The 11550-nt window shown below is 64.9% G+C and carries 11 protein-coding genes; 5 read left to right on the forward strand and 6 right to left on the reverse strand.

Annotation, left to right across the window (positions count from 1 at the left end; genetic code table 11):
* Positions 1-7: 7 nt before the first annotated feature.
* Positions 8-1531 carry a fumarate hydratase gene (locus tag WCE05_RS12295; RefSeq protein WP_225788011.1) on the reverse strand — a complete coding sequence of 508 codons (1524 nt, stop codon included), beginning with the start codon at positions 1529-1531 and terminating at the stop codon, positions 8-10.
* 252 nt (positions 1532-1783) lie between these two features.
* On the opposite strand from WCE05_RS12295, the gene WCE05_RS12300 reads away from it, so the two are divergent.
* Positions 1784-2716: an iron-sulfur-binding ferredoxin reductase gene (locus tag WCE05_RS12300; RefSeq protein WP_225788012.1), complete on the forward strand. Its 933-nt coding sequence runs from the start codon at positions 1784-1786 to the stop codon at positions 2714-2716.
* A gap of 148 nt (positions 2717-2864) precedes the next feature.
* Here WCE05_RS12300 and pyk read toward each other — a convergent pair whose 3' ends face one another.
* A complete protein-coding gene (pyk, locus tag WCE05_RS12305; protein ID WP_253080360.1) occupies positions 2865-4316 on the reverse strand; it encodes a pyruvate kinase in 1452 nt (483 codons plus the stop codon).
* Positions 4317-4540: 224 nt separating this feature from the next.
* Here pyk and WCE05_RS12310 point away from each other — a divergent pair, with 224 nt between their 5' ends.
* From WCE05_RS12310 to sbcB, 3 genes are all read left to right on the forward strand, one after another.
* Positions 4541-4927: a tetratricopeptide repeat protein gene (locus WCE05_RS12310; protein WP_225788014.1), complete on the forward strand. Its 387-nt coding sequence runs from the start codon at positions 4541-4543 to the stop codon at positions 4925-4927.
* A 113-nt stretch (positions 4928-5040) separates the two neighbouring features.
* Positions 5041-5400, forward strand: coding sequence for a PilZ domain-containing protein (locus tag WCE05_RS12315; protein ID WP_225788015.1), 360 nt, complete (start codon positions 5041-5043; stop codon positions 5398-5400).
* 46 nt (positions 5401-5446) lie between these two features.
* The gene (gene sbcB / locus WCE05_RS12320) at positions 5447-6877 is read left to right on the forward strand and encodes an exodeoxyribonuclease I (RefSeq protein ID WP_225788016.1); all 1431 of its coding nucleotides are present in this window, start codon (positions 5447-5449) and stop codon (positions 6875-6877) included.
* Positions 6878-6953: 76 nt separating this feature from the next.
* On the opposite strand, the gene mvaT is transcribed toward sbcB, so the two are convergent.
* On the reverse strand, positions 6954-7331 hold the full coding sequence (gene mvaT / locus WCE05_RS12325) for a histone-like nucleoid-structuring protein MvaT (RefSeq protein ID WP_225788017.1): 378 nt from the start codon (positions 7329-7331) through the stop codon (positions 6954-6956).
* Positions 7332-7632: 301 nt separating this feature from the next.
* Here mvaT and purU point away from each other — a divergent pair, with 301 nt between their 5' ends.
* Positions 7633-8484, forward strand: coding sequence for a formyltetrahydrofolate deformylase (gene purU / locus WCE05_RS12330; RefSeq protein ID WP_225788018.1), 852 nt, complete (start codon positions 7633-7635; stop codon positions 8482-8484).
* 179 nt (positions 8485-8663) lie between these two features.
* Here the strand turns inward: purU and WCE05_RS12335 are convergent, their stop codons facing one another.
* The 3 genes from WCE05_RS12335 to WCE05_RS12345 are packed head-to-tail and all read right to left on the reverse strand — an operon-like array spanning position 8664 to position 11528.
* Positions 8664-9656, reverse strand: a complete 993-nt coding sequence (locus tag WCE05_RS12335) for a lysylphosphatidylglycerol synthase transmembrane domain-containing protein (RefSeq protein WP_225788019.1) — start codon at positions 9654-9656, stop codon at positions 8664-8666.
* Entirely contained in the window at positions 9653-10414 is a 762-nt protein-coding gene (locus tag WCE05_RS12340; protein ID WP_225788020.1) for a DUF2334 domain-containing protein, read from the reverse strand. Before WCE05_RS12340 ends, WCE05_RS12335 begins: the two co-directional genes overlap by 4 nt.
* Entirely contained in the window at positions 10407-11528 is a 1122-nt protein-coding gene (locus WCE05_RS12345) for a glycosyltransferase family 1 protein (RefSeq protein WP_253091127.1), read from the reverse strand. Before WCE05_RS12345 ends, WCE05_RS12340 begins: the two co-directional genes overlap by 8 nt.
* Between the last annotated feature and the right edge of the window lie 22 nt (positions 11529-11550).

The raw sequence follows: 11550 nt of genomic DNA on the forward strand, positions 1-11550 counted from the left end.
GGGCGTTTTACTTCACTTCGACCGCCAGGCTCTCGGCGATCTTGCTCTGCCACAGGGCAGGGCCGGTGATGTGCACCGACTCACCGTTGCTGTCCACCGCGACGGTGACCGGCATGTCCTTGACCTCGAACTCGTAGATCGCCTCCATGCCCAGCTCGGCGAACGCCAGGACCTGGGACTTGCGGATCGCCTGGGCTACCAGGTAGGCGGCGCCGCCGACGGCCATCAGGTACACGGCCTTGTTGTCCTTGATCGCCTCGATGGCGGTCGGGCCACGCTCGGACTTGCCGATCATGCCCAGCAGGCCGGTCTGCTCGAGGATCTGGCGGGTGAACTTGTCCATGCGGGTGGCGGTGGTCGGGCCGGCAGGACCTACCACTTCGTCACCGACCGGATCGACCGGGCCTACGTAGTAGATGAAACGGCCCTTGAGGTCCACCGGCAACGCTTCGCCACGGTTGAGCATCTCGACCATGCGCTTGTGCGCGGCGTCGCGGCCGGTGAGCATCTTGCCGTTGAGCAGCAGGGTCTCGCCCGGCTTCCAGCTGGCGACTTCTTCCGGGGTGATGCTGTCGAGGTCGACGCGGCGGGCGCTCGGGCCGGCTTCCCAGACGATTTCCGGGTAGGCGTCCAGCGACGGCGCTTCCAGCTCGGCCGGGCCCGTGCCGTCGAGCACGAAGTGGGCGTGGCGGGTGGCGGCGCAGTTGGGGATCATGCACACCGGCAGGGAGGCGGCATGGGTCGGGTAGTCCATGATCTTGACGTCGAGCACGGTGGTCAGGCCGCCCAGGCCCTGGGCGCCGATGCCCAGCTGGTTGACCTTCTCGAACAGCTCCAGGCGCAGTTCCTCGATGCGGTTCTGCGGGCCGCGGGCCTTGAGTTCATGGATGTCGATGGACTCCATCAGGACTTCCTTGGCCATCACCGCGGCCTTCTCGGCGGTACCGCCGATGCCGATGCCCAGCATGCCAGGCGGGCACCAGCCGGCGCCCATGGTCGGGACGGTCTTCAGGACCCAGTCGACGATCGAGTCGGACGGGTTGAGCATGGCCATCTTCGACTTGTTCTCCGAGCCGCCGCCCTTGGCGGCGACGTCGACCTCGACCTTGTCGCCGGGGACGATGGAGTAGTGGATCACCGCCGGAGTGTTGTCCTTGGTGTTCTTGCGGGCACCGGCCGGGTCGGCCAGGATCGAGGCGCGCAGGACGTTCTCAGGCAGGTTGTAGGCGCGGCGCACACCCTCGTTGATCATGTCGTCGACGCTCATGGTGGCGCCGTCCCAGCGTACGTCCATGCCCACGCGGACGAACACGGTGACGATGCCGGTGTCCTGGCAGATCGGGCGGTGGCCGGTGGCGCACATGCGCGAGTTGATCAGGATCTGGGCGATGGAGTCGCGCGCGGCGGGCGACTCTTCACGCAGGTAGGCTTCGTGCATCGCCTGGATGAAATCGACGGGGTGGTAGTACGAGATGAATTGCAGGGCGTCGGCAACGCTCTGAATCAGGTCGTCTTGCTTGATCACGGTCATGCAGCGCGCTCCTCTTAAAGACGGGAACATTCATAAAGGCCTTCCGACACCGCCGACCTGCGCGTCGAAATGCCTTGCAAGGCGCGCCGGCAGGCTGGCCGACGCAAAAGGGCGCGGCAGTATAGCGCGCATCCGCCCCCGGCACACCTGCGTGTGGTCTGGACCAAGGTCGGCAACCGACGGGCACCCTTTTTGCTGATTTACCCGCGAAGCCCTAGAGTGGGCGATGTGATTCGTGGAGACATACCGACCATGCCTGAACTCTGCGTCGGCGAGCGCTGCTGGACAGTGCCGGCCGCCAGCAACCTGCTCGATGCCCTCAATGCCGCAGGTTGTGGCGTGCCCTACAGCTGCCGCGCCGGCAGTTGCCATGCCTGCCTGGTGCGTTGCCTGGAGGGGCAGCCCGAGGACGCCATGCCCGAGGCGCTGGGCCTTGCGCAGCGCGAGCAGGGCTGGCGCCTGGCCTGCCAGTGCCGGGTGAGCGCCGACTTGCGGGTGGCGGTGTTCGATCCGTCGAGCGATGGCTTGCCTGCGCGCGTCTGCGCCCTGGCGTGGTTCGGCGACGTGCTGCGCTTGCGCCTTAGGCCCGAGCGGCCATTGCGCTACCAGGCAGGGCAGCACCTGGTGCTGTGGCTGGACGGCGTGGCGCGGCCGTATTCACTGGCGAGCCTGCCGGGGGAAGATGACTTCCTGGAGTTCCACCTGGATTGCCGGCGCCCTGGCGCCTTCTGCGACAAGGCCAGGCGGCTGGCCGAGGGCGATGAGCTGCGCCTGGGCGAGCTGCGGGGCGGCGCCTTGCACTACGACCCGGACTGGCAGGAGCGACCCTTGTGGCTGCTGGCCGCGGGAACAGGGCTTGCGCCGTTGTGGGGCATCCTGCGGGAAGCGTTGCGCCAGGGGCACCAGGGTGGGATCCGGGTGCTGCATGTGACCCATGACCGCGCCGGACAGTATCTGGCCGGGCCGTTGGCGGACCTGGCCGATCGATATCCCAGGGTGAGTGTCGAGTGGGGGTTGGCCGATCAGTTGGAGCAAGCGCTGGCGGGGTTGCGCCTGTCATCGCGGCAGACGGTGGCGCTGGCGTGCGGGGCGCCGGGGAGTGTCGAGCGCTTCGCACGGCGGCTGTTCATTGCCGGGTTGCCGAGGAACCAGCTGTTTGCCGATGTGTTTCTCGAGCATGCCTGAGGGCTTGTGGGGCTCCTTTCGCGGGCAAGCCCGCTCCCACAGGGGCCGAGTCGATCACGAATGATGCGGTTGGCAGGGCCATGTGGGAGCGGGCTTGCCCGCGAAGGGGCGCGAAACGGCCCCAGGATTACGGCGTTGGAGAATCGACTCAGATCAGCGGATCACCCACATGCAGGATCTTCATGCCATTGGTCCCGCCGATGGTGTGGTAGCTGTCGCCCTTGGTCAGGATCACCCAGTCACCCTGTTGCACCAGGCCGCGCTTGAGCAGTTCGTCGACCGCGGCCTGGCTGACTTTCTCCGGCGGCAGCGAGGCGGGGTCGAAGGCGATCGGGTAGACGCCACGGAACAGCGAGGTACGGGCCTGGGTGCCGCTGTGCGGCGACATGGCGAAGATCGGCACGTGCGAGCGCAGGCGCGACATGATCAGCGGGGTGTAGCCGCTTTCGGTGAGGGCGATGATCGCCTTGACGCCGGGGAAGTGGTTGGCGGTGTACATCGCCGCCAGGGCGATGCTTTCGTCGCAGCGCTCGAAGGTGGTATGCAGGCGATGGCTGGACTTCTGGCTGGTCGGGTGCTTCTCGGCGCCCTGGCAGATACGCGCCATGGCCTGGACCGCTTCGATCGGGTAGGCGCCGGCGGCGCTCTCGGCCGACAGCATCACCGCGTCGGTGTTGTCCAGCACGGCGTTGGCCACGTCGGACACTTCGGCACGGGTCGGCATCGGGTTCTGGATCATCGACTCCATCATCTGGGTCGCGACGATCACCGCCTTGTTGTTGCGGCGGGCGTGCTGGATGATCTTCTTCTGGATGGCGATCAGCTCGGCGTCGCCGATTTCCACGCCCAGGTCGCCACGGGCGACCATCACGGCGTCGGAGGCGGCGATCAGGCCATCGAGGGTCTCGTCGTCGGCCACGGCTTCGGCGCGCTCGATCTTGGCCACCAGCCAGGCGGTGCCGCCGGCTTCGTCGCGCAGCTTGCGGGCGTATTCCATGTCGCTGGCGTCACGCGGGAAGGACACGGCCAGGTAGTCCAGGTCCATTTCCGCCGCCAGCTTGATGTCGGCCTTGTCCTTGTCGGTCAGGGCCGGGGCGGTCAGGCCGCCACCCTTGCGGTTGATTCCCTTGTGGTCGGACAGCGGGCCACCGACGATCACCACGCAGTGCAGGGCATCGGCAGTGGCGGTCTCGACACGCATGACCACGCGGCCGTCATCGAGCAGCAGTTCGTCGCCGACGCCGCAGTCCTTGACCAGGTCGGGGTAGTCGATGCCGACGATGTCCTGGGTGCCTTCGGTCAGCGGGTGGGCGGTGGAGAAGGTGAACGTGTCGCCGATCTTCAGTTCGATGCGCTTGTTGCTGAACTTGGCGATGCGGATCTTCGGCCCCTGCAGGTCGCCCAGCAGCGCGACGTGACGCCCGTGCTTGGCGGCGATGTCGCGGATCAGGCGGGCGCGGGCCTTGTGCTCGTCCGGGGTGCCGTGGGAGAAGTTCAGGCGTGCCACGTCCAGGCCAGCGAGGATCAGTTGTTCGATCACTTCCGGCGAGTTGCTGGCGGGGCCGAGGGTGGCGACGATTTTGGTACGGCGGATGGTCATGCACAGACTCCTATAGTGAAGCGCAGCGAAAGGCTACCCCGGAATCTCGCTGTAGTCATTGTTCCATTGCACTACCTGGCAGCGCTTGGGCTTGGCGGTTGAACGGAGGCTCCAAGCTGCAAGCCTCTAGCTGATTCGCGCCGCATAACCGCTTGCAGCTTGCCGCTTGAAGCTGAAGAAATGCCAAACCAAGCCGATACACTGCGTAATAAAGGAGATCCCCCATGCGAGCCCTGATCGTTTTGGCCGTGGCGGCCAGTGTCGTCGGTTGCACCCGTTGGTCGATGGACCATCATCTGAACAATGCCTACCGTGCCTACGACCGCGGCGATTGCCAGCGGGTGATGCTGGAGCTGTCGCAGGTCGACCGTACCAGCCGTGCCCGGCCGTTCATTCACCCGGAAGTCTCGCTGCTGCGGGGCCAGTGCCTGGAGCGCCAGAAACTCTACGTCGATGCGGCGCAGACCTACCAGTACCTGATCCAGCGCTACCCGCAGAACGAGTACGCCTACCGCGCCCGGGCGCGGCTGCAGACACTCGAGCAACTCGGTCACTATCGGCCTGGCGAGGCGGCGGTGGCGACGCCGGTCACCCGTGCACCTTGGCGCTAACACCAAGGTGTTGTTGATTTCATGGAATTGGACAGGCGCCCTGGGCTAATCTGTCAGGCAGATGTAACGATCACCGCCAGTACCTTGTCTTCCTGGCATCAGGTACGGACAGCATGTTTATCGAACGCCATATAGAACGTCACCAGTTGCCTTGTGTCCTCAAGGTGTACAACCGATTCACCGACCAGCAGATCGGCTACCTCGGCAATGCCTCGGAGGACGGGTTGATGCTGATCAGCCAGTTGCCGGTGCTGGTCGGGCCGGATTTCGAGCTGCAGTTGCGCCTGCCGCTGGCAGGCGGCGGGTGGCAATACGTCAACCTGACTGCTAGTTGCCTATGGTGTCGCGAGGACCAGACGCCGGGGCACTACGATTCAGGCTTCATGCTGTTGCAGGCACCCCGCGAGTACGAGGAGTTCGTGCGTTCCTTGCGCAGCTACTTCAGTTTCCGGCCCATGAACGCTTCCGCCTGAGGCTGTCTCCGGTAGACTCTGGTCGACCTTGTTACAGGACGACCCCGTGAGCACCAGCATCTTCTGGCACGATTACGAAACCACCGGTATCGATCCGCGCCGCGACCGGCCCCTGCAGGTCGCAGGCGTGCGCACTGACCTCGAACTCAACGAAATCGAGGCACCGATCAGCCTTTATTGCCGGCCCAGCGACGATATCCTGCCGCACCCGGCGGCTTGCCTGGTGACCGGCATCACCCCCGAGCAACTGGCAGGCAACGGGCTGTGCGAAGCCGAGTTCATGACAAAAGTGCATGAGCAACTGGCGCGCCCCGGAACCTGTGGCGCGGGTTACAACACCCTGCGCTTCGACGATGAAGTCACCCGCTACAGCCTCTACCGCAACTTCTTCGATCCCTATGCCCGCGAATGGCAGGGTGGCAACAGCCGCTGGGACCTGATCGACGTGGTGCGCACCGCCTATGCCTTGCGCCCGGAAGGGATCGTCTGGCCGCAGCAGGATGGTCGTACCAGCCTGCGCCTGGAGCTGCTCAGCCAGGCCAACGGCATCGACCATGGCCAGGCCCACGAGGCACTTTCCGACGTGCGGGCGACCATCGCCCTGGCCCGCTTGATCCGCCAGCAGCAGCCTCGGTTGTACGACTGGTTGTTCCAGTTGCGCAGCAAGCACAAAGTGATGGAACAGGTACGCCTGCTGCAGCCGCTGGTACATGTTTCGGGGCGTTTTTCAGCAGAGCGTAACTATCTTGGCGTGGTGCTGCCGCTGGCCTGGCATCCGCGTAATCGCAATGCACTGATTGTGTGCGACCTGCATCTGGAAACACTGCCGTTATTGCAGGAAAGCGCAGAAACATTACGTCAGCGTTTGTACACGCGCCGCGATGAATTATCCGAGGGACAACTACCTGTACCTTTGAAGTTGGTGCAGGTCAATCGTTGCCCGGTGCTCGCGCCGTTGTCGGTATTACGCCCTGCTGACCAGCAGCGTTTGGGCCTGGATATGGCACTGCTGCAACGCCGTGGCGAACAACTGGCCAATCAACAAAACGTTTGGCAGGAAAAACTGGCGCACATTTACAACGCTGATGATTTCACCCCCAGCGAGGATCCGGAACAACAACTGTACGACGGGTTTATCGGCGATCGGGACCGGCGCCTGTGCGAACAAGTCCGTCGCCTGGAGCCTGCACAATTGGGCCAGGGGCACTGGATGTTCGATGATCCGCGGCTGCCGGAGCTGTTGTTCCGTTATCGCGCACGAAACTTCGCCGAGACCTTGAATACCGAGGAACGACAACGGTGGCAATCATTCTGCCAGCAACGCTTGAGCGATCCGTGCCTGGGGGCGCCGAATACCGTCGGTGACTTCGAACAGGCCTGGCAGAGCAGTTGGGCCACGGCGGACGAGGCCGGGCGGCGGGTGCTGGAGGCCTGGCAGGCGCATCTCCGGCAGTTGAAGGTGCAGTATCAGTTATAGAATGCGTGCCCCATGAAAAACGCCGGCAATGTGCCGGCGTTTTTCATGGGGGGTATAAAAGGACAATACCCGGGGATCAGTCCAGCAGGGTGGCCCAGCTTTCGACCTCGTCGCTGCCCCACTTGGCTTTCCACTCTTTCAGCGTCTTGTGGTTGCCGCCCTTGGTTTCGATCACTTCACCATTGTGCGGGTTCTTGTATTGCTTGACCTTGCGAGCACGCTTGGTGCCGGTGGTTTTTACGGCACCACGTGGCGCCTTGCTCAGTTTGGAATCGGGATCGAGCAGGGCGATCACGTCGCGCAGGGACTTGGAATATTCGCCCATCAGTGCGCGCAGTTTGCCTTCGAACTCCAGCTCTTTCTTCAGCTTGTCATCTTGCGACAGGTTGGCCAGGCGGGCCTGAAGTTCCTTGATGGCTTCTTCGGTAGCGCGGTACTCGTTGATCAGGGACATGGAGTGTTCCTTAATGCGTGTTCAGGGAGACAGACAGTAGGGGGCAATAATAGACAGGCGATACTCTCAAGTAAACAATTAAAATAGCAATAAACTGTTAATTGTCCGACGACAACGTATCTGTTTGGTTAAGAAAAATTTACATATGCGGTGATGAAATCATCGTTTTCCTACGGACGCCGTGCATTCTCACCATCGACTCAAGCCGCTCGGCATTCGCTGCGGTTGTGCCGATCATTACTGCGTTTTTCCTGGCAGGCCGCTAGAATATGCGCCTTTGCGAAGTTCTGGAGTCTCATTCATGCGCACCTATCGACTGGTGATTGCCTGCCCCGACCGTGTCGGTATCGTGGCGAAAGTCAGTAATTTCCTGGCCTTGTACAATGGCTGGATCAACGAAGCCAGCCACCACTCCGACGAGCAGAGCGGCTGGTTCTTCATGCGCCATGAGATCCGCGCCGAATCCCTGCCGTTCGATATCGAGGCCTTCCGCGAGGCCTTCGCGCCGATCGCCGAAGAGTTCTCCATGACCTGGCGGATCACCGATTCGGCACAGAAGAAGCGCGTGGTGTTGATGGCTAGCCGCGAATCCCACTGCCTGGCCGACCTGTTGCACCGCTGGCACACCGACGAGCTGGACTGCGAGATCCCGTGCGTGATCTCCAACCACGACGACTTGCGCAGCATGGTCGAGTGGCATGGCATCCCGTTCTTCCATGTCCCGGTCGATCCGAAGGACAAGGCGCCAGCGTTCGCCGAAGTGTCGCGTCTGGTCGAGGCGCATGCGGCTGATGTCGTGGTGTTGGCGCGCTACATGCAGATCCTGCCGCCGCAGCTGTGCCAGGCCTATGCCGAGAAGGTGATCAACATCCACCACAGCTTCCTGCCGTCCTTCGTCGGCGCCAAGCCCTATCACCAGGCCGCCCTGCGTGGGGTCAAGCTGATCGGCGCGACCTGCCACTACGTCACCGAGGAGCTGGATGCCGGGCCGATCATCGAGCAGGACGTGGTCCGTGTCAGCCATGCCGACAGCATCGAGGACATGGTGCGTTTCGGTCGTGACGTGGAGAAGATGGTCCTGGCCCGTGGCCTGCGCTATCACCTGGAAGACCGCGTGCTGGTACACGGCAACAAGACCGTGGTGTTCGACTGAGCCTTGGGGCTGCAAAGCGCCCCCTGACGAGTATTGGATAATGGTCGACCCACGCGACAGGGCGGCAGCCGAGACACCGCCGACGTTGGGCGAGGGCTGCCTGGCCCGCTTCGATCTCGACGCCCTGGGCGACGATGCCGGCACCGATTTCGCCGGTGCCGCCGAACTCTGGCGCCAGCTCAATCCGCCTGGCGACGCCAGCGCTCCAGCAGTGGACGCGCCAGCAGGCAGACGAACACCGGCCCACCGGCGATCAGGTAGAAGTAATAGGTGACGGCGCGCCAGATCAGGATCGCCGCCGCCGCCGTCGAACTGCCCACCAGCGGCGCCAGCAGGCTCGCCGAGGTCAGCTCGGCGGCCCCGGCGCCACCAGGCAGCAGGCTGAACTGGCCGGCGCTGAGCGACAGCATCTGCACCAGGAAGCTCGGTATCCACGACAGCTCTACGCCCAACCCCCTCAACACCAGGTACAGCACGCTGTAGCGCAGGCTCCAGTGCGCGCAGGTCAGGGTGAACACCAGGGCCAGGGTGCGCTTGGGCAGACGCCAGGTGTCGGCCAGGGCATGGCTGAAATGCAGCAGCTTGCGCGCCCAGCGCCGCCGCCGCAGGCGTGACATGCCCAGCCGGCGCAGTAGGCGGCCGTTGAGGCGCATCACCCGGCGCCGGTAGCGCAGCAGCCCGAGCACCCCAGCCAGCACCACGCACAGCAGCGACGCGCTGCCGAGCAGCATGCTTTCCTGGCTGTGCCCCAGGCTGTGGAACAGGGCGTAGCCGGCGATCGCCAGCATGGCGCAAAAGAAGAACACCAGGTCGTTCAACTGGTCCATGGCGAAGACCGCGCCGCTGCGCGCCGGACCGATGCGTTCGCGGGCCAGCAGGGCCATGAGGGTGAGGGGCCCGCCGCTACCGCCTGGGGTGGTGCAGATGGCGAACTCGGTGGCCATGACTACACCCAGGCTGCGCACTCGCCCGAGCCGCGTACCTTGCTGGCCGAGCAGCAGGCGCAGACGCAGGGCGTTGATGACCCAGCACAGCAAGATCATGCCCAGCAGCATCAGCATCAGGCCGGGGGCGAAGGTTTTCAGGCGAGGCAGCAGGTCGCTGCCGCCGAGCAGGGCCGGGACCAGCACCGCCAACAGCAGTGCCAGGCCCAGCCAGCCCAGGCGGTTCATGCCCTGGCCTGGCGGTCCAGCCAGGCGGACTTGGTCAGTGGCTCGCGGCCTTGCGCCCGTAGCGCCAGCAGGGTGTGCAGCCAGTAGTCGCGGGACGCGCGATGACGCATGTCCACCGGGTGCAGGCCCAGGCGCAGGGTGCTGGCCTGGCGCCAGCGCCGGCATTGCCAGTCGCAGAGCATCCTCGACAAGCCGCGGCGCCAGGGGCTGCGGGCACTCCACACCAGGCCCGGCGCCTCGATGGCAGTGAATGTCGGCAGGCGGTACAGGTGCTGCGGTGTGCTGGTATAGCGCAAGGGCAGGCGGCGCAGGGCCTGGCGTGTGCCTTCGCTCATCAGCCAGGCGGGCGCGACGAAGCCTGCCACCGGCCAACCCTGGCGGCCGAACAGCGCCAGGCCGGCCTCCAGGCGCTGCAAGGCCTCGCCTTCGTCGAGTCCGTAGAATTCACCTTCATGGGTGTAGATCCGGCGCATGAAGTACTCCCCGGGGCTGCGTGGCGGCGGGCCGTCGTCGGCATGGTAGTAGCCATGCAGGGCCAGTTCGTCGCCTTGTGCCAGGCGGCGTTCGAGCAGGCGGCAGAAGGTCGGCGAGCGGCCCAGGGCGTTGCGGTGGTGGAAGTCCGGGACCACCAGCCAGGTCATGGGCACATTGCCGAGGGCGTCGATGGCTTGGACGAAGGGCTGGTAGTCGGGCCAGGTCTCAGGCGCGACGTCGTGCAGCACCAGCATCAGGCTGCGTGGCGAGGTGGCCTCAGGCATGGGCGCGGACCTGCGGCAGGTGGCCAAGGACCGCCTGGTAGTGCTCCAGCAGGCCGTTGACCACGGTGTCCCAGGAGTAGTGCTGCTCCACGTGGCGGCGGGCCTGGGCGCCGAGCTGGCGCACGCCGGCCTCGAAGGTCTCGCGCACGGCCTGCGCCATGGCCTGGCCGTCGTTGGGGCGGCACAGCCGGCCGCACTGCTCGTTGACGATCTCGCCGAAGGCGCCGGCGCGCACGGCCACCACGGGCGTGGCGCTGGCCATGGCTTCGAGGATCACCAGGCCGAAGGTCTCCTGGTCGCCGGCATGCACCAGCAGATCGGCGCTGGCGAACAGCCGCGCGACCTCCTCGGGCGGGCAGAACGCGTCGATCACGCTGACGTTGTCCGGCACATTGGTTGGCATGTTCGAGCCCGCCAGCAGCAGGTGGTAGTGGCGCCCCAGGTGGCGCATGCAGTCGAGCAGCACCGGCAGGTTCTTCTCTCGCGAGCCGCGGCCGGCGAACACCAGCAGGCGGGTGGTGTCGGGAATGCCCAGTTCGGTACGCAGGTGTGGGTCGCGATGCTCGGGGTTGAAGGTGGCCAGGTCGACGCCCAGGCGTTGCACGTGCACATCCCTGACCCCCAGCCGGCGCAGCTTGTCGGCCATCACCTGGCTCGGTGCCAGGACCCGGTCGAAATTGCCGTACAGCTTGCTGACGTAGGCCTCGACATTGGGCGTGAACCAGTTGCCCATGCGGTTGCTGACCAGCAGCGGCAGGTCGGAATGGTAGAAACCGATCACCGGCACGTCGAGCTTGCGCCGTGCTTCCAGGGCCGCCCAGGCGGTGAGGTAGGGGTCGCCCACTTCGATCAGGTCGGGCTGCAGGCGGCGCAGCACGTTGCACCAGGGGGCCAGGCGTACCGGGAAGCGGTAGCCGTTGCCAAAAGGCAGGGGAGGCGCCGGCACCTGGTAGATGCCATCGGCGTGGCTGGCGCTGGGGCCGGGGATCAAGAGGCTGTGGCGGACGCCGGTCTTGGCGTCGAGTCGGCGGTGTTTGGCATCAAGATAGGTACGTACGCCGCCGCTGGCCGGGGCGTAGAACATGGTGATGTCAGCGATGTGCACGATCAGCATCCCTCCGGGATCGTCTTCGGGT

Source organism: Pseudomonas sp. I2, from assembly GCF_040984075.1.
Taxonomy (GTDB): domain Bacteria; phylum Pseudomonadota; class Gammaproteobacteria; order Pseudomonadales; family Pseudomonadaceae; genus Aquipseudomonas; species Aquipseudomonas guariconensis_B.